This is a genomic window from Flavobacterium resistens, assembly GCF_900182645.1.
GTDB lineage: Bacteria > Bacteroidota > Bacteroidia > Flavobacteriales > Flavobacteriaceae > Flavobacterium > Flavobacterium resistens.
In genome coordinates this window covers 353,461-373,975 of sequence record NZ_FXTA01000001.1, presented here as the reverse complement: position 1 = coordinate 373,975, position 20,515 = coordinate 353,461, and the positions used below count along the sequence as shown (strand labels likewise).

Here is a 20,515-nt window from a genome sequence, read left to right as displayed (position 1 = left end):
AAAAAAAATCCCTGTGCATTTAATACACAGGGATTTTTTATTTTTTCGGAAAAATTAAGGCATATACAAAACCGTTCCGCCATTTGCAGAAAGTTCCAAATTGAATGAAGCGTTATCCAATTTCTTTGTACTGAATTTTGATTCCTGACCTTCACCATCATTTATAATAGAAACATTTTTTCCTTTTAGCATTGGTAAGTTTACCGTGATATTTTTTGGTGCATTTTCACCATTAATGGCCGCGATATACCATTTTGTGTTTTTTCTGCGGGCAATGACACAATATTTTCCAGGATAACCATCTATATAAACTGTTTCATCCCAAACGGTTGGAACATTTTTTAGATAATCAAATAAGTAAGAAGGTTTTTCTTTTAAGTTTTCCGGCGTTAATCCCCAATGTTGCACTGCCGAAAAGAAAACAACTGCCGTTGCCATTTCAAAAGCATCTGTAGTTTTGCGTATCGTACCTTTGTTTGCTTCACGATGCAGGCGTTTATTCAGAAAAACGGGACCAAAATCCATTGAAGCTACCGCATTTCTTGTAAAAGGATAAATCGTAGCTGTTGATGGATATCGATCACTAAATCCTTGTTGGAAAACCAAATTTTCAGAAGCCAAAACAGCCTCGCTTGTCATATAGTTTGGATACATTCGTTCCCAACCGCGTGGAAGTGTAGCGCCGTGAAAATTGATGTTCAGACCAAATTCTGCCGCATCGACAAGTATATCGTGATACAGTTTCATTGTAGCTTGTTTATCTCCGCCAAAGAAATCAATTTTTAATCCTTTCACGCCAATTTCTTGAAGCCATTTCATTTCTGAACGTCGGGCTTCTGAAGTATTCATTTTGTTTTTTGGAGTTTGCGGAGCGGTATTCCAATTTCCATTTGAATTGTACCAAAGCAAAACGCCAACATTTTTTGATTTGGCATAATTAACCAATTCAGCCATTTTTTCTTTACCGATATTAACATCCCAAAGCGCATCGATTAAAATGAATTCGCATTTCATATCAGCCGCAAGATCTATAAACGTTTTTTGGTCGTTATAGTTGCAACTTTCATCTTGCCAAACAATCCAGCTCCAGCTTGCACGGCCAGAATCGAATATTTTTGAAGTTTTTACAAGCGGTTTTACAACATCTGTAGCTGCGGTTGATTCCACAATTGGTTTCAGCGTTTTTCCTATTGTTATTGTTTTCCATGAAGTCTGCATTGGAAGTAGAGCAGTAGCGGTAACAGGTCCATCATGGTTGTTTTCTCCTTCTTGCGGAAAAGTAATCGTATAAATTCCCTCCGAACTTGCATCGCTTAATCGGGTTCCGACATAATTTCCACTGATTCCAGTTTCAGAAATCAAAAGCCAGCCTTTATTTCCCAAATGAAAAAGCGCAGGAAAAGTAAAACCTAGTCCGTATTGTGATTTTGTTCCAATTGGCTCTTCTCTCGTATATTCTTCTTCATAAGATGGTTTTGTTTTTTCCCATCCACTTAACGGCGGCGCTTGAGGTGTGATAAAAGTGGTCGTTTTTGAAGGAAGTTTAAAACCAGTAATTTCTTTTTCAATAATACAATTTCCAGTGTTTTTTTTGCTTTTCGGAATTAAATAACCGAAAGCAACATCGGTATTTGTAACTCTGAAAATGATGTTTATTATATCATTAGCAGTATTTGTAAACGTGCAATTTATTTCATTTGCTTTATAACTTACCTGACTTACTTTAGAGCGATTCAGTTGATACGATTCCTGAATTTTATTTGTTTTGTTTGCAACTAATTTGAGTCCTTTGGTAAAATCACCAGCAGAACTTATTAATCCTAGCGGAGACTTGGCAAGGAATTCTTCATCTTGGAAAAATACTTGGTAATAAGCAAAGCCATTATCGACAGAAATTTCAAGTTTTATATTTTTATCTGGACTAAATGTAGAAAGTTGTTGCGCTCGAAGCGAATTTGAAATGATGAATAGGAGAAAACTAAGAAAGAAATATCTCATTTTTTGTAGTATTTTGGTCGGTTAGTAAAGTTTGATGTTCAAAAAACAGTAATAAGTGTAAAAATAACACTATTTTTGAAAATAAAAATTTTGAAAAGGAAAGTATTTGTAAAATTTCAAATATTTCGAACAGAATACAGTAAAGAAAAAGGAGGAATAATTAAATCAATTTTTTCGTTTAAAAAAAACAAACACCTTTTGCAGTGTTTTTTTTGAACCATAATTGAGATGTTTTCGTATATAAGAATGAGTTAAGTTTTCTTTTTTCAAAATCTTAAAATAAAGATATGATAAGTAATATACCAGAAAACAGTTTAATAATAGAGCTCATTTTAATATCAATTATTTTTTTAGGATTATCGGTTTGCTTTTTTATTGTCAAAAGCAAAGTCTTAACTTTTAAAAAAGAAAAAATAACTGATGAGGAGTATGATAAAAGTACTGAAAAAACAATAAAAATTTAAGGCAATAATGCTTAATAACAGCAATAAATTCTCAGTTACAGGCTGAATTTAGTTACTTTAAAGATATCCCAATTTGGAGGGATATCTTTAATTTGTTTTTCTTTTTTTATTTTATTTGAAAAAAATTATTGCGGAATAAAAATGTCAAAAGTGGCACCTTTCATAGGCTGAGATGTAGCCATAATTATTCCGTTATGATTTTCAACTATTTTTTTGACAATGGCGAGGCCAATACCGGTTCCATCATAAACATCTCTGCTGTGTAGTCTTTGAAAAACGCCAAATATTTTTTCGCTATGCTCGGGTTCAAAACCAATTCCGTTGTCCTGAAAACTGATATGACAATAGTTTTCCAAAGGGATTAATTTGTCATTATGCAAATCTTTTCCAGTGGCAATTCGGCTTTTAATAGTAATTTGAAGCGGAACTTCTTTCTGAGAAAATTTCAGTGAATTATTGATCAGATTTTCAAGAAGCTGAATAAACAAAAACGGAATAATATTGATTTTTCCGTGTAAGTCGGTGATAATTAAAGCATTTTTTTCTTTGATGTTTTCTCTTAGTGCTTCTTTTACATTTTCAATTATAGTATCAAGATCTGTATTTTCATAGATGCGATCAATAATATTTGTTCTTGAAAAAGCCAAAAGATCGTTGATTAATTCACGCATTCGATTGGTCGAATACAAAATACGATCAAATTTTAATCTTCCGTCAGGACTTAAATTTTCATATTCCTTTGCGAGAATAATATTTGAAAACGTCTGAATTTTTCGCAGCGGTTCCTGAAGATCATGACTTGAAATGTGCGTGAAAGCATCTAATTCAGTATTTTTTCTTTTTAATTCGTTTGCATATTTTTCGATTGCTACATATTGGGCGGCCAAATCTTCATTGGCTTTTATAATTTTAGCGTTAAGTGCATTTGTTTCTTCTTCTTTAAGCTGTAATTCTCTTGTTTTTTTATACAATTCAGTAAAAACCATCACTTTTGCCTTCAAAATTTCAGCAGATAATGGCTTAATCATATAATCAACTGCTCCTGATTGATATCCTTTAAAAATATAATCGGATGTATTCATATTGGCAGTAAGAAAAATAATGGGCACATGTTTGAGTTTGTCGCTTTGCCGAATGAGTTCGGCCGTTTCAAATCCATCCATAAGAGGCATTTGCACATCCATCAGAATAATAGCAAAATCTTGGCTTTTCAAAAGTATTCGCAAAGCATCTTTGCCTGAAGTAGCTTCAACAAATTGATATCCGAGATCAGCAAGAATAACCTGCAGCGAAAGTAAATTTTCCTTTTTGTCGTCTACTAATAATATTTTAACTGGAGCTTTTTCCATGATGTTTTTTATTTAAAATATTATTTCAGCCAAACTCTCATTAATGAAGATAATTGCTCCACATTAACGGGTTTTGTAATATAATCAGAAGCGCCAGATTCAATGCATCTTTGTCGGTCGCCTTTCATTGCTTTTGCCGTTACGGCGATAATGGTCAGATCTTTATGTTTTGCATTTTGTCTGATCATTTTCATGGTTTCATAACCATCAAGTTCAGGCATCATAATATCCATCAAAACAATGTCCATTTTGACATTCTGATTTAGAATTTCAATAGCTTCATGACCACTTTCAGCACTGATAACATCCAATCCGAAACGCTCGAGTGCAGTTGTAAGCGCAAATAAATTTCGGACATCATCATCAACAAGAAGTACTTTTTTATTGATAAGTACATCTTCTTTCAAATAATATGTTTCAATTCGTTCCCTCATGCTGTCAGGCATATCTTTATGCACACGATGAAGGAATAGGGCAGTCTGATCGACCAATTCATCAATTGAAACGGCACTTTTTGTTATAATACTATATGCAAAACGACTGAGTTTACTTCTTTGTTTTTTATTGACATCGCCTGCAGAATGGATAATTATGGCGGTTTCCTGACTGTTTATATTATTTTCGAGATCATTAATTAAGTCAAGGCCATCAGCATCTGGAAGAAATAAATCCAATATAATACAGTCGAAGGATTTTTCTTTTATGAGTTCTACAGCTGCTTTTGCTGTTAAAGCCGTTGAAATTGAAATGTCATCACCTTTTACAGCCTCGACAATTCGCTTTAAATCCACTGGATTATCGTCAACCACAAGAAGGTTTTTTTCTTTTTTGTTTTTGAAATCATGAATGTCATTAAATAGCGCAGTCAATAAATCATTTTTTACTGGTTTCACAAGAAAGTTTCTGGCGCCGCGTTTTAAGCCTTTATTTCTTTCATCTTCTCCCGAAATGATATAAACGGGAATGTGTCTCAAGGTAAAATCAGTTTTCAGACGATCGAGAATTTTCCAGCCACTAGTATCAGGCATATTCAAATCCATTGTGATGGCGTGAGGCTGAAACTGATTGATATAATCAATTACATCATTTCCTTTAGTTGTTACAACAGCTTTAATATCATGCTGATGCGCTCTTTCCAGAAGGATTTTGGCAAAAGTGATATTGTCTTCAGCAATTAAAAGAATTTTGTCATTTGGTCTAATATTAGCGCGGTCGTCACCAACCTCATCCACAAAATACAAATCAACATCTGATTTATTGAAACTAGCTGACGGAAGCGATTTTAAACGGCTTTTTCCGGCGTGAATTACATTTGTTTCTTCATTGACACTTATGTCTTCAATTTCAACAAGATGAACGGATTTTAGTGGCAGAAATAAAGTGAATTTACTTCCAATATTGGTGTCACTTTCGAGTTCGATACTTCCGCCCAATAAATCAGAAAGTCCACGGCTGATGGATAATCCTAAGCCGGTTCCGCCATATTTACGGCTTGTAGAACCTTCTGCTTGCTGGAAAGCTTCAAAAATGATGTTTTGTTTTTCTTTTGAAATTCCGATTCCGGTATCTGAAATCTCGAATGCTACTACAGCTTCTGCATTTTCCAGATTATTGTTTTTAGTTTTCCAATTATTATCTGCTTTGTAAATGCTTAATCGGACTTGACCTTTTTCGGTAAATTTGAATGAATTCGATAATAGATTTTTCAGAATCTGATTTAATCGCTGTGAATCGGTTTCCATTAATTCAGGAAGATTGTCGTCCATCAAAATTTCAAAATCAAGATGTTTTGCCTGCGAAATAGGATTGAAGGTTGATTCCACAAATCGGCTTATTTCAGCAAAACTAATTGGATTGTAATCCACAGAAATATAACCAGATTCAATTTTAGAAAGATCTAGAATGTCATTGATCAACTGAATAAGGTCATCACCGCAGGAATTGATTGTTTTGGCAAACTGAATTTGTTTTTCAGATAAATTTCCGTCACGATTGGCGATTAATTCATTAGCCAAAATCTGCAAACTGTTCAACGGCGTTCTTAGCTCATGCGACATATTGGCAAGGAATTCCGATTTGTATTTGGATGTTAATGTAAGCTGATCGGCTTTTTCTTCCAATGCTTTTCTCGCAACCTCAACTTCCTGGTTTTTCTGTTCAACTTCTTCTTTTTGATTGGCCAATAAAATCGCTTTTTCTTCGAGTTCCTCATTGGTATTTTTCAATACTTCCTGCTGGCTTTTCAGCTCGTTTGCCAACGATTGCGACTGAACCAATAATTCTTCGGTTCTCGAATTAGATTCAATGGTATTCAATACAATTCCGATACTTTCCGTTAAACCTTCAAGGAAATCTAAGTGTGTCTGATTAAAAGTATCAAGTGAGGCTAATTCAATTACCGCTTTAAGTCTTCCTTCAAATAAAACTGGAAGAATGATAACATCTTTTGGTTTAGCATCTCCAAGTCCGGAGTTTATACGGATATAATCTTTCGGAACATTGCTTAAAATTACGCGTTCCTTTTCAATCGCAACCTGACCAATAAGTCCTTCACCCATTGCATATTGCGTAATAGAATCTTTTCTTTTAATGTAAGCATAAGAAGCGATCAGATTCAATTTTGAATCCATAAAATCTTCGCCTTCTTCTAAAATATAGAAAAGTCCGTGCTGCGCAGTAACAACCGCAGCAAGCTCGGAAAGGATTTTTTTAGTAACTGCATTCAATTCTTTTTGACCTTGAAGCATTTGCGTAAATTTAGCTAAATTCGATTTCAGCCAGTCTTGTTCCTGATTTCGTAAAGTTGTTGCTTTAAGATTTGAAATCATTTGGTTGATAGTATCTTTAAGCGCTTCAACTTCGCCTTTTGCTTCAACACCAATTGTTCTCGTCAAATCTCCTTGCGTTACCGCCGATGCAACCTCAGAAATTGCACGTACCTGAGTCGTAAGATTTGCCGCTAACTGATTTACATTTTCCGTCAAGTTTTTCCAGGTTCCAGAAGCTCCGGGAACGTTTGCTTGTCCTCCCAGTTTTCCTTCGGCACCAACTTCACGCGCCACAGTTGTAACCTGATCGGAGAAAGTCGCGAGCGTATCAATCATTTCGTTGATTGTATCAGTTAATTGTGCTACTTCACCTTTAGCATCAATAGAAAGTTTTTGTTTCAGATTTCCTTTTGCTACAGAAGTTACAACTTTTGCGATTCCACGAACTTGTCCCGTTAAATTCGACGCCATAACGTTAACCGAATCCGTTAAATCTTTCCATGTTCCGGCAACACCTTTTACTTCCGATTGTCCTCCTAATTTTCCTTCCGTACCCACTTCACGCGCTACACGCGTAACCTCAGAAGAAAAGGAATTCAACTGTTCCACCATCGTGTTGAAAGTGTTTTTCAAATCCAGAATTTCACCTTTTACGTCAACAGTAATTTGTTTAGAAAGGTCACCATTTGCTACAGCTTTCGTAACATCAGCAATATTACGAACCTGACCGGTTAAATTCGATGCCATTTGGTTCACCGAATCCGTTAAATCTTTCCATGTTCCGGCAACACCAGGAACGAACGCCTGCCCGCCCAGTTTTCCGTCAGTACCTACTTCACGCGCCACACGAGTTACCTCAGAAGCAAAAGCACGAAGCTGATCCACCATAGTATTTACAGTTTCTTTTAATTGAAGAATTTCTCCACGAACGTCTGCCGTAATTTTTTTAGACATATCTCCGTTGGCAACGGCAATTGTAACTTCGGCAATATTACGAACCTGCGTAGTTAAGTTACCCGCCATTTGGTTCACCGAATCGGTTAAATCTTTCCAAGTTCCGGCAACGCCTGGTACATTTGCTTGACCTCCCAATTTTCCTTCAGTACCAACTTCACGCGCCACACGAGTTACCTCAGAGGCAAATTCACGAAGCTGATCCACCATTGTATTTAGTGTTTCTTTTAATTGTAGAATTTCCCCGGCTACGTCAACCGTAATTTTTCGGGACATATCGCCGTTGGCAACCGCAATCGCCACATCGGCAATGTTACGCACCTGAGCGGTTAGATTTCCTGCCATTTGATTAACAGAATCTGTTAAATCTTTCCAAGTTCCGGCAACTCCGGGAACGTTTGCTTGTCCTCCCAGTTTTCCTTCGGTACCAACTTCACGCGAAACCCTTGTAACCTCCGAAGCAAAGCCTCGAAGCTGATCCACCATGGTGTTAATTGTATTTTTTAATTCTAGAATTTCTCCTTTTACGTCAACCGTAATCTGGAGTGATAAATCTCCTTTTGCCACGGCAGTTGTAACTTCGGCGATATTACGAACTTGTCCGGTTAAGTTGGATGCCATTTGGTTCACAGAATCCGTTAAATCTTTCCATGTTCCGCCAACACCTTCAACCTGGGCTTGTCCTCCCAGTTTTCCTTCAGTACCTACCTCACGCGCTACACGAGTTACCTCAGATGCAAAGGAATTCAGCTGACCCACCATCGTATTAATAGTGTTTTTAAGTTCCAAAATCTCTCCTTTGGTATCAACGGTAATTTGACGTGATAAATCTCCTTTTGCTACGGCTGTTGTTACTTCGGCAATGTTACGTACTTGTCCTGTTAAGTTGGATGCCATTTGGTTCACAGAATCCGTTAAATCTTTCCAGGTTCCGCCGACACCTTTTACTTTTGCCTGACCGCCTAGTTTTCCTTCTGTACCAACCTCAAGCGCCACACGCGTAACCTCAGAAGAGAAGGAGTTCAGCTGGTCCACCATTGTGTTAATGGTTTTTTTCAATTCGAGAATTTCACCTTCAGCAACAGCTGTAATTTTTTTCGAAAGGTCGCCATTTGCTACGGCTGTGGTAACTTCGGCAATATTTCGTACTTGTCCGGTTAAGTTGGATGCCATTTGGTTCACCGAATCGGTTAAATCTTTCCAGGTTCCGCCAACACCTTTTACTTTGGCCTGACCACCGAGTTTTCCTTCTGAACCAACCTCACGTGCCACACGAGTTACCTCGGCACCAAAAGAGTTCAGCTGATCCACCATGGTATTGATGGTATTTTTTAATTCGAGGATTTCTCCCTCAACGTTTACGGTAATTTTTTTCGATAAATCGCCTTTTGCAACGGCGGTTGTTACTTCGGCAATGTTACGTACTTGTCCGGTTAAGTTGGACGCCATTTGGTTTACCGAATCTGTCAAATCTTTCCAAACTCCGCCGACACCACGCACACGCGCTTGTCCTCCAAGTTTTCCTTCGGAACCCACTTCACGAGCCACACGGGTTACTTCGGAAGAAAAGGAGTTCAACTGATCCACCATCGTATTAATGGTATCTTTTAATTCCAGAATTTCCCCTTTTACGTCAACCGTAATTTTTTTGGATAAATCTCCTTTTGCTACGGCTGTTGTTACATCGGCAATATTACGTACTTGTCCAGTAAGGTTCGATGCCATTTGGTTTACCGAATCCGTTAAATCTTTCCAGGTTCCACCAACACCTTTTACCTGAGCCTGACCGCCCAGTTTTCCTTCGGTACCCACTTCACGCGCCACACGGGTTACTTCAGAAGAAAACGAGTTCAGCTGATCTACCATCGTATTGATGGTATTTTTTAATTCCTGAATTTCTCCTTTTACGTCAACGGTAATTTTTTTGGATAAATCTCCTTTTGCCACCGCGGTTGTTACATCGGCGATATTTCTAACTTGTCCGGTAAGATTGGAAGCCATTTTATTTACTGAATCGGTCAAATCTTTCCAAACTCCACCAACACCGCGAACTTTTGCTTGGCCGCCCAGTTTTCCTTCGGTACCCACTTCACGCGCCACACGCGTAACTTCCATAGAAAAAAGGTTCAGCTGTTTTACCATTGCGTTTACCTCTTTTGCAATTCTGAGGAATTCTCCCTGCAGCGGATTTCCCTCAATAGCTAAAGGCATTTCCTGTGATAAATTTCCTTTTGCAACTGAGGTAATTACGTGCGCAATTTCAATTGTAGGGTGAACTAAATCAGAAATTAGGGTATTTACAGAATCGACACAGGAACTCCAGGAACCCCGTGCGCCATCTAAAACTACTCGGTTCGTTAGTTTTCCTTGTTTACCGATACTTTTTCCAACCTTCTGAAATTCAAAAACCATTCTTTCGTTCAGGTCAATAATTTCATTTAACGTATCGCAGATAGCTCTTTTTGTCCCATCCTGATCGGTAGGGAAACGTTGGGAGAAATTACCATTTTTTACTTTCAGCAAAATTTTCAGAAACTCAGCGTCACTAAGAATTGATTCCTCAGTTTTGGTTTTCTTGCTTTTGCTGTTAGGTTTTATTTCATCTGTAATAACAGGCAGAGCAACCAGCATGTCATTTTTTAATATTTTATCGTTATGCGTCTTATTTTTCATAATTGGTAAATCTTTGCTGAAGGATTTGTTTTTGGTGATTCGAGGTTAATTATTAATAATTGTTTAAACGTTTTCATTGAGTAAAATCTTCCTAAGATGAAACTGTACGAAAGCATCCATAGAATCTGATCTTTTGGTGTTGTCGGTGTAATTTAAAGGCTTTATAATATATCCTGAAATGCCTAATTTTTCGGCAGTAATACGATCACTGCTTTCAGAAGAAGTCGTCATGATGAATACTTTTAAATCTTTTAAATTTTCATCGGTTCTCAGGATTTTCAGAAATTCAATTCCATTCATTTTTGGCATATTGATATCCAGCAAAATTACATCTGGAACAAGCGGATTTTCCGTATTTCTTAGCATTTGAAGAGCTTCAAGTCCATTATAAGCCGTATGGAGAAAATATTGGATCTCTAGCTTTTTTAATGAACGCTCAACCGAAATTGTATCGAGTTCATCATCTTCAATTAATAAAATATTAGGCTTTCTCATACTGTTTGTTATTTCTCCAGGTAAAAGTGAATTTAGTTCCTTCACCCAGTTTTGATTCTACATGTATACTTTCTCCCTGATCATCGATAATTTTTTTAACAATGGCGAGTCCAACTCCGGTGCTTTCCATTTCGTTTTTCTCTCTCAGCGTCTGGAAAATTTCAAATATTTTTTGATGATATTCTTCATCGATTCCAATTCCATTGTCTGTTACTGAAAATTCATAATAGTTGAGTACTTTCTGGCACTTTATTTCGATATAAGGATTTTCAGGTTTTGAATATTTGACTGCATTGCTTATTAGATTCGAAAAAACCTGTTCCAGTTTTAGACGCTCAGTAACAAGTTCAGGTAGATTTATGATTTCGAGTTTGAATTCTCTCGGAACAATAGATTGAGCGATTTCTTGAACAAGCGTATTTGTATCAACAATTTCGGGAGAAGTTTTTCTGTTGATGCGGGCGTAATCCAAAAGTCCGTTAATCAAAGCTTCCATGCGCTGTGTCCTTTTCGGAATAATATTCAGATAATTTCTTAAAGCGGGAGAAAGTTCGCTTGACAAATCTTCCTCAATCCAGCTTATTACATTGTAAATTCCCCTAAGCGGTGCTTTTAAATCATGGGAAACAACGTAGGCAAATTTGTTAAGTTCTTCGTTTTTGTTTTCTAGTTCCTGAATATTCTTTTCGAGTCGGCGTGACATAATATTCAAAGATGCCGCGAGTGCGCTTAGTTCATCATTTTTAAAATCCCGAACAATAGTGAAACGTCCTTTTGAAATCGTGTCGGCGACCCGAACCATCGAATTTATTCGTTTTGTAATCATAATTACGATGTAAGTCGTGCTACATATTCCAACAAAAATGGTAAGTGATAAAAAAACCAGTGAATAACTTCGCGCTTTGTTTAGAGAATGCAGCAACATTTCACTGTGATGGGCTCTGGTTTTGTATTCGATTTTCTCAAATCTTTTAAATTTTTTTGTAATCGAATCGTTAATGTTTTTACCAATATGTTTCTTAAGTTTAGTGTCTAAAAGATATTGGTACGTTTTAGGATTTTCTCTTCGTGCCCGAATTAATTCGGATGTAAAAGAGAGCCATTCCGAATGAAGAATACTTATCGAATCTAAAATAGAAGACTGAATCGTATTGCTGTCAATGAGCGTATGTTGTTCTACAAAAAAGTCCGGAACTTTTTCTATTCCGCTATAATAAGGTGCCAGATAGGTTGTGTCATTAGTCAGTAAATAGCCCCGAACGGCATTTTGCATTTGTAAAATGGCGCGATGGGTTTTATTTGAATTTCGAATGACAGCTTCTGATTTTGAAAGAAACTCTGAGTTTTGATTAACTTTGAGAGACAGCCTGTAATTGGTATACGAATCTGCAGCAGAAAGCAAAATGATGAGCGTAAAGGCTAAAATTATTTGAGTTGATAACTTCATTGTCTTTCTATTAAGAAAATCGCATTAAATAATAAAAAATGACTTATTTTAAAATGGGCATATTTTGCATTTTTGAAAAATTCACTATACCGTAAAATCACTTATAATCTTCTTTAATTCGTTAAAATCACTCGGTTTTGAAATAAATTCTTTTGCACCATAATTTCTGGCCTTTAGTTTTGTTTCTTCAAATTGAGAAGTAGAAAAAATAACTACTGGAATATCCTGAATAATCTTCTGTGTTTTAATAGCGACTAAAAATTCAAAACCTGACATAATTGGCATATTCAAATCAAGAAAAATAATGTCTGGAATAAGTTCTTGGCGAATTAATCTGTTGAGCGCTTCAACCGAATTATGCATTGCAGTATAATCAGCATCGGAAACTGCCTGAAGTGCTTCCATGAAAAATTCGCAATCGTCAACATCATCGTCAATTTGCAGTATATTTTTATAAATCATATGTGTTTTTGGTTTTGTTAAAAGATGATAATCCTTCGCACTTATTATTTTGGTGAATTAGGAAGTGCGATTCAATAAATCTGTCACATAATAAATGGGGAATTTATTATCGAAATTGAAAAAACAGCAATGTATATTTTGAAGTAAAAATGTTTCATAGAATTCAGAATTTTTGGTGTTAATTCATCTATGAAAGTAGAAATAAGATTTTCCTTTCTTTTACATGATTTCAGATTAATGTTATATAATTAAGATGTTTTGAGTTTTCATTTACTCATTAAAGAACAAAAGATTGTAATGTTTAAGCTTAAAGATTTTTTATAAAATAGCTTGATTTTGGTCAAATTGATTGGAATTCAAATAATCTTCATGGTTTTTTAGCTTGTATTTGTACAAAATGTCTATAATAATGAATAATGTGTCCATTCGTTAAAAATTCAATATCTATAATTTTACTTCAAGTGAAAATCTAATGAGTCTGCAACTCACAGACACAAGAGAAGCATTGGTTTTTTATCTAAAGGATTAAGTTTGTTTTTATGGTTTTACTAAATGGGAGATTAATAAAATAATCTCCTATTTTTTATAAGTACAAATCCGAAATATAATTTTTAGAGCTCATTAGAACAAATTTTAAAATTCATGAGATTTAGCTCATAGCCAAGTAAATTGCGCTTGCGCGGAGAATAGTAAACTGAGTTTTATTAATGATAAATAATAATTTTTTAAATGTGTTATAATATGAAAACTGACTGTTCGAGAATTAAAAACGAGACTGCTTCAGCTGGTGGTTTTACTTATTTTATGGTATTATTTTTTTTAATTTTCAATATGTATTCTCAAAATGGAGAAAAAACAAAAAGTTCGTTTGCTGTAATCGAAAAGCTTATTGGTAATCGCGCAAATGATTTTCAACTGGAAATTATAGAAAGTAAAGAAGGAGATGATTCAGATTGGTTTGAAGTTGAAACAACAGCAAATGCAGTAAAAATTAAAGCAACATCAAATACAGTAATTTGTTATGCGGCTTATAATTTTTTGAGAGATATTGGTGCTGTTTTAGTCAGTTGGGAAGGAAATAGAATCAATTTGCCTAAAACGTGGCCTTCTTATTCAAAGAAAGGAGCTACTCCTTTTAAATATAGAGAATATTTAAACGCCTGTACTTTTGGTTACACGACTCCATGGTGGGACTGGGAGCGCTGGGAAAAAGAAATTGACTGGATGGCTTTGCATGGTATTAATTTGCCTACCGCATTAGAAGGGCAAGAGGCAGTTTGGCAATTACTTTGGAAAGAATATGGTGTAACAGACGAACAATTACAAAAGCATTTTGCGGGACCTGCATTTTTGCCTTGGCAGCGAATGGGAAATATAAACAGTCTAGATGGTCCATTGCCACAAGAATGGATCAATAAAAAAGAAATTGTTCAAAAGAAAATTCTGCAAAAAATGAGAGCATTGGGAATGCATCCGGTTGTGCCCGCTTTTAGTGGATATGTTCCGAAAGCGTTTGCAGAAAGACACCCTGATTCAAAAATAAGCGAACTAAAATCCTGGTCGGGTGGAGGTTTTGAAAGTACTTATTTATTAGATTCTAAAGATCCTTTGTTTAAAGAAATTGGAAAACGCTTTATAGAAATTTATACAAAGTTATATGGAGAATCTGATTTTTATCTGGCCGATTCTTTTAATGAAATAGTACCGCCAGTTTCAGAAGGACATAAAAATGAAGAATTAGCCGATTACGGAAAAACTATTTTTGAAGCTATTAATGATGCGGCACCCAAAGCAAAATGGGTAATGCAAGGCTGGCTTTTTGGCGATAATAAAGAATTTTGGACGAAAGAAGCAACAAAAGCCTTCCTGAGCAAAGTTCCTAATGATAGGATGATTATTCAGGATTATGCAAATGATAGGTATAAAGTGTGGGAAAATCAAGAGGCATTTTATGGAAAACAATGGACATACGGTTATGTTCATAATTACGGAGGATCAAATCCTGTTTATGGTGATTTTAATTTCTACAGAAATGAACTTATTAGCCTGATGAGAAACACAAACAAAGGGAATGTTGTAGGTTACGGAGTCATGCCGGAAGGATTGAATAATAACTCATCGGTTTACGAATATATTTATGATCTTCCATGGACGCTGGGGAAAGAATCAGTAAATGAGTGGTTGAAAAATTATTTGAAAGCGAGATATGGTAAAGATAATTCTCCTGCGGTTCTTAAAGCTTGGCAATTATTAGTAGAATCGGTTTATAGTACAAAATATTGGGAAACACGCTGGTGGAATGATAAAGCGGGAGCTTATTTATTTTTTAAGAAACCAACTTTAAAAATAACAGAATTTAAAGGAAATCCGGGTGATAAGGAAAAGCTGAAACAGGCTTTGGATATTTTGAATAAAGAAGCTAAGAATTTTGATAAAAAGAACCTTTTTCAATATGATTTGATTGATGCGTCAAGACATTATTATTCGCTTTGTATTGATGAAATGTTAATGGAATGTGTGGCGGCTTATAATTCGAAAGACTTGAAAAAAGGAGATGAATTATTTTCTAAGATAGAAAAACAAGCTTTTGAAATAGACAATATGATGAAAGGACAGCCTTTAAATAATTTGAAAGATTGGCTGCAGTCGGCATGGAATTACGGAAGTTCTGAATCTGAATCGAAATTGTATTTAAAAAATGCAAAAACAATAATTACGCTTTGGGGAGGCGAGGGACATTTAAATGATTATGCTTCAAGAGCATGGGGTGGTATGTATAAAGGATTTTATTGGCCAAGATGGAAAATGTTTTTACAAGCTCAACGAGAATCGGTTACCAGTAACAAACCATTTAATGAATTGAAAGTGGTTGAATCTATTAAAGAATGGGAAACAAAATGGTGCGAAAGCGAAAAAATGAATTAACTGAAAAAATGCACTATTAAGATTTGTGAGAATTATAAAACAACCCTGATTTAATAACTTTTAACAGAGAGCACTTTAGAATAATTTTAAAGTATAAACTGTGAAGAAATAAGCGTCTAAAGCCTTTGTTTTATTGAGATAAGCAAAAATATCCATGTTTATGAATAATCTGTCCATTCATTAAATAAAGCATAATTCTATCTTCGCTTAACAATTATTTAACTAACTAACTTAAATATAATATGGAAAAACTTAAACTATTATTACTAATCTTTTTTGCAGGCTTCTCAATGAATTGTTGGGCGCAAAAAACAGATGTGTCCGGTGTAGTTTTGGACGACAAAGGCATGCCATTACCAGCAGCCAATGTAATTGAAAGTGGAACTAAAAATAGTGCCATGACGGATTTTGATGGAAGATTCAAACTTACTGTTTCAAATAAAAACGCAAGCCTATTAGTTTCTTTTGTTGGTTTTGTAGATCAAAGTGTCAAACTTAACGGATCACAAAATATCACAATTAGATTAGCCTCAACTACTACAAACTTAGAGCAAGTTGTTGTTGTAGGATACGGAAAAGGATCTCGTAAAAACTTAACAACCGCAGTTTCTTCTGTAAAAGCAGATGATTTAAATAACGGTGTAATTGCTGACGTTGGTCAATTATTACAAGGTAAAGTTTCAGGTTTGAATGTTTCAACAAGTGGTGATCCTACTAAAGCTTCTTCAGTTGTTTTACGTGGAGCGTCGACATTAAATAGTTCTCAAGGGCCATTTTATGTGGTTGACGGAATTCCGGGTGTTGATATTTCTATTATTGCTCCTGACGATATTGTTACAATTGATGTATTGAAAGATGCCGCTGCAACTGCTATTTATGGTAACCGTGCTGCAAATGGTGTAATCATGGTAACAACAAAAAGAGGAAGCAAAGACAGATCTCAAATTAGCTACAGTAATTATTTTGGTTTTGAAAAAGTATCGAATCAGCTGGATATGATGAATGCTACTCAATTGAGAGATTTCGTAACCAAAAATAATTTAAGTTTTACTCCTGAAAATGATAAAGGTGCAGATACTGATTGGCAAAAGGCAATCCTTAGACCAGGTTACACACCGTCAACAACTCAAAATCTTTCTATGAGTGGTGGAGGCGAGCATGGTAATTATTTTGCGAGTGTAAGTTATATCAATAAAGAAGGAGTATTGCAAGGAAATGAATTTTCACGCGTAATTGCGCACTTAGCAATTGAACAAAATGCTTTTGATGATAATGTTAAATTTGGTTTGAATGTTACCAACTCAAATAGTAAATACAATAACGTGCCACAGCGTAACGTGGTATTACAGCAATCGATAAACCACTTGCCGGTTTCGCCGATAACAAATCCAAACGGAACTTATTTTGAAAATTTCATCCAAACTGGTTATTTTAACCCAGTTGCAATGATGAATCATGCAGATGATGATACAAAAACAAATAATCTTGTTGCTAGTTTAACTTCGGAAGTAAAACTTCCTTGGGGATTTACATATAACTTGAATTTGTCTTACCAACAATTAAACTCACTTCACGGTGAATATTATGACAGTTATTATCAGCAATATAATAGTGCAAATTTCTACAACAATCCAGATCCACCTCAAACAAAAGCATTAGTGAATTTTGGTGTAAACGGATCAGCTTTGAGAAATTCATACCAAACCAGCAATACAATTATTGAAAGTTTCCTGAATTGGGATAAAGCTTTTGGCAACCACAAACTTAAAGCAGTTCTTGGTTATTCATGGCAGGAAGATGTTTTAGGAGATGGATTTCAGGCATCAAATACTAATTTTCCGGTAGACAATGTGAGTTACAACAATCTTGCTTTAGGAAATTACAGTTCAGTTTCAGGTTATAGAGTAGATTTTGGAGATAGCAAAGCTTATCAGAAAAAACGTTTGATCTCTTACTTTGGACGTTTAAATTACAACTACAAAGACAAATACCTTTTACAAGGATCGATCAGAAGAGACGGAGGATCAGTATTTGGAGCAAACAATCAATGGGGATATTTTCCATCAGTAGGTGGAGCTTGGAGAATTGATAAAGAAGGTTTTATGGCTAACCAAGAAATCTTTACAGATTTAAAACTTCGTGCAAGCTGGGGTCAAACAGGAAACTCTTCCGGATTTAATGCTTACACGGCCCAGTTTATCTCAGGAAGTTTAGGTACATTTTATTATAACGGACAGCAAGTTGGAGCTTATGGACCAAATCAGGCAGCAAATCCAGATTTGAATTGGGAAAAAACAGCTACAGCAAATATTGGTCTTGACTTTACAGTATTGAAAGGAAAATTATCTGGTTCTGTAGAGGTTTATGACAAAAAAACAACCGATATGATTTACAACTATTCTGTAAATCCAGTCCTTGTACCAGTAGGAACAATCGTTGCAAACGGTGGAAATATGTCAAACAAAGGTGTCGAGGTTACTTTGAATGCAAATGTGGTTAAAACTAAAAACTTCAGTTATGCAACAAGTTTAAATTTCTCACACAACAAAAACGAGATCACTAAATTGACAAATCCTTATTTTATTGGAGGTGATTCAATTAGAAGAGTACAGCCAGATGGAGGCGGACAAACAGGAAGTACTTTACAAATTTTAAAAGAAGGAAAACCTCTTGGACAATTCTTTACACTTCAATACGCAGGAAAAAATGCGGCAGGTATCTCTCAGTATGTTGCTAAAGATGGAAGTTTAACAACTAATCCTCAAATTGGTGTAGATTACCATTATGCAGGAAGTGCACAGCCTAAATTCATGATGGGATGGAACAATAATTTTACATACAAAAAATTTGATTTGAATATTTTCTTCCGTGGTGTATTTGGTAATAAAATTTTCAATGCAACTCGTGCAGATTTGTTTAGGCCGAGTACAGCAATGTCTAATAACATACTTGTAGATGCGGCAAATGAATCGCCAAATGATATTAACGCCTATAAATATTCAACTCGTTTTATAGAAGATGGCAGCTACATCAGATTAGATAATATGACTTTAGGTTATGATTTTGGTAAAGTTGGACGATACATTAAAAAGATTCGTATTTATGAAACCGTAAATAACCTTTTTGTTATCACAAAATACAACGGAATTGATCCTGAGGTGGAACAAGGAGGAACTGCTCCTGGTGTAGATTCAAATAACTTTTACCCAAAAACCACAACATTTTTGTTTGGTATGAACGTGGTATTTTAAAAATTAAATTGTAAAAACTATGAAAAATATACTTAAATATTTAGCACTTCCTCTTCTTGTGGCTGGTGGTTTAGTAAGTTCTTGCGACGATCTTGAGGTGCCAATTACAACACAGTTAACGCCAGACGTATTTCCTCAGAATTCGGCACAATATATTCAATCATCTGGTGCAGTTTATGCTGCTTTTCGCGGAGATTTTGCATTTTCGTGGTGGTGGTCACAATCAATTACTACAGATGAAGCAATTATGCCTGCACGTGGTGGAAACTGGTTTGATAACAGAGCTTATGCTTGTCAGCATTATCATGATTGGACTGCAGATAATGGAGTTGGACCTTGGGATTGGGCAGAAAAAGTTATTGGAACAAGTAATCAAACCATTGCTATTCTAGATAAAAATATGCCTAAAGGTGCAGAAAAATCAACCATGATTTCTGAATTAAAAACAATGCGCGCTATCAGTTATTTTATGTTGATGGATTCTTATGGAGGTGTGCCATTAGATACTGTATTTGGAGAATTTAGTTCTAAAGAGAGATCTAGTAGGACTGAAGTTTTTAACTTCATTGAAAAAGAATTAAAAAATGCTATTCCTAATCTAAATCCTGCATCTGGAATAACGACATATGGTCGACCAAATAAGCAAACAGCAAATGCAATGCTTGCTAAATTGTATTTAAATGCTGAAGTTTATACAGGAACACAACGTTACAACGACTGTATTGCTGCAACTGATGCTGTAATTAATTCTGGTTTGTATGCTATTGAGCCTAGAGCAACTTATCTTCAGATGTTCTATCCAAATAATGGACCGCAAATGAAAGAATTTATTTTTGCTGTACCTTTTGATCCTGCCGCGACATCAGTAGGTTTCAATGGACAAATGTATCATGCACGTTATGATGTGCCACGTTCTGAAAGAACTAAATTTGGTCTTCCATTTACACCTAGCGCACCTAGAAGTACGTTGCCTTCATTTTATGCTTATTTTAATGATGCTAATGACATTCGTAATAAACAATGGTTGACTGGTTTGCAATACATGAATGACGGTGTTACTCCAGTAATGGTTACTACAACAAAGAAAGGGTATGACCAATTCTATACAGGATCAGATGGTGGTGCAACATATACGTATCAGGTAAACTTAACTCCTGATATTGTTCTTCGTCAGAACCCTTCACTGTTTGATTGCGGGAATGATGAAATTGCATGGAATATGGGGTATAGAAATATAAAATTCTATCCTGACAATACTTCAACAAGCCGTAACCAAAATAACGATGTTCCATTTTTACGTTACTCAGATATTATTTTGATGAAAGCCGAAGCTATTCTACGAGGAGGAAATGCTACTCTAGGACATACAGCTGTTTCGCTGGTAAATATGGTTCGTTCTAATCGTTCAACATCTGCGGCATGGACTGCTGTAACATTAGATGATCTTTATAAAGAAAGATCCCGTGAATTTGCTTGGGAAGCATGGCATAGAAATGACATGATTCGTTTTGGCAAATATGAAGGTCAATGGGGCTTTAAAACAAATTCGGATATTACACGTCGTATATTTCCAATTCCAACTTACGCCAAAGCTTTAAATCCTAAGTTAGACCAGAATCCTGGTTATTAAGACAAAAAATAAGCTAAAAACACAAATTGTAATAGTTATAAAAAGGAGAGGAAGAGCAAAAATTCTTCTCCTTTTTTATTAAAAGCAGCAAATCCAAAG

At 35.5% G+C, this 20,515-nt stretch carries 10 protein-coding genes; 4 read left to right on the top strand and 6 right to left on the bottom strand.

Annotated features, from left to right (window positions below):
- Positions 1-54: 54 nt before the first annotated feature.
- Positions 55-1,998 carry a glycoside hydrolase family 97 protein gene (locus FN795_RS01540; protein WP_142448985.1) on the bottom strand — a complete coding sequence of 648 codons (1,944 nt, stop codon included), beginning with the start codon at positions 1,996-1,998 and terminating at the stop codon, positions 55-57.
- A 287-nt stretch (positions 1,999-2,285) separates the two neighbouring features.
- Here FN795_RS01540 and FN795_RS21380 point away from each other — a divergent pair, with 287 nt between their 5' ends.
- Positions 2,286-2,462: a hypothetical protein gene (locus FN795_RS21380; protein WP_154275384.1), complete on the top strand. Its 177-nt coding sequence runs from the start codon at positions 2,286-2,288 to the stop codon at positions 2,460-2,462.
- Between the two features lie 125 nt (positions 2,463-2,587).
- Here the strand turns inward: FN795_RS21380 and FN795_RS01535 are convergent, their stop codons facing one another.
- From FN795_RS01535 to FN795_RS01515, 5 genes are all read right to left on the bottom strand, one after another.
- Positions 2,588-3,811 carry a sensor histidine kinase gene (locus tag FN795_RS01535; RefSeq protein WP_142448983.1) on the bottom strand — a complete coding sequence of 408 codons (1,224 nt, stop codon included), beginning with the start codon at positions 3,809-3,811 and terminating at the stop codon, positions 2,588-2,590.
- A 20-nt stretch (positions 3,812-3,831) separates the two neighbouring features.
- Positions 3,832-10,206: a HAMP domain-containing protein gene (locus FN795_RS01530; protein ID WP_208743568.1), complete on the bottom strand. Its 6,375-nt coding sequence runs from the start codon at positions 10,204-10,206 to the stop codon at positions 3,832-3,834.
- 63 nt (positions 10,207-10,269) lie between these two features.
- A complete protein-coding gene (locus FN795_RS01525; protein ID WP_142448981.1) occupies positions 10,270-10,701 on the bottom strand; it encodes a response regulator in 432 nt (143 codons plus the stop codon).
- On the bottom strand, positions 10,688-12,148 hold the full coding sequence (locus FN795_RS01520) for an ATP-binding protein (RefSeq protein WP_142448980.1): 1,461 nt from the start codon (positions 12,146-12,148) through the stop codon (positions 10,688-10,690). Before FN795_RS01520 ends, FN795_RS01525 begins: the two co-directional genes overlap by 14 nt.
- 84 nt (positions 12,149-12,232) lie before the next feature.
- Positions 12,233-12,610 (bottom strand): response regulator, encoded by a 378-nt coding sequence (locus FN795_RS01515; protein WP_142448978.1) that lies wholly within the window; start codon positions 12,608-12,610, stop codon positions 12,233-12,235.
- 741 nt (positions 12,611-13,351) lie between these two features.
- Here FN795_RS01515 and FN795_RS01510 point away from each other — a divergent pair.
- The 3 genes from FN795_RS01510 (at position 13,352) to FN795_RS01500 (ending at position 20,416) form a co-directional block, all read left to right on the top strand.
- On the top strand, positions 13,352-15,535 hold the full coding sequence (locus FN795_RS01510; RefSeq protein ID WP_142448976.1) for an alpha-N-acetylglucosaminidase: 2,184 nt from the start codon (positions 13,352-13,354) through the stop codon (positions 15,533-15,535).
- 242 nt (positions 15,536-15,777) lie between these two features.
- Positions 15,778-18,786: a SusC/RagA family TonB-linked outer membrane protein gene (locus tag FN795_RS01505; RefSeq protein ID WP_142448974.1), complete on the top strand. Its 3,009-nt coding sequence runs from the start codon at positions 15,778-15,780 to the stop codon at positions 18,784-18,786.
- 19 nt (positions 18,787-18,805) lie between these two features.
- Positions 18,806-20,416 (top strand): RagB/SusD family nutrient uptake outer membrane protein, encoded by a 1,611-nt coding sequence (locus FN795_RS01500; RefSeq protein ID WP_142448972.1) that lies wholly within the window; start codon positions 18,806-18,808, stop codon positions 20,414-20,416.
- The last annotated feature ends 99 nt before the right edge of the window (positions 20,417-20,515 follow it).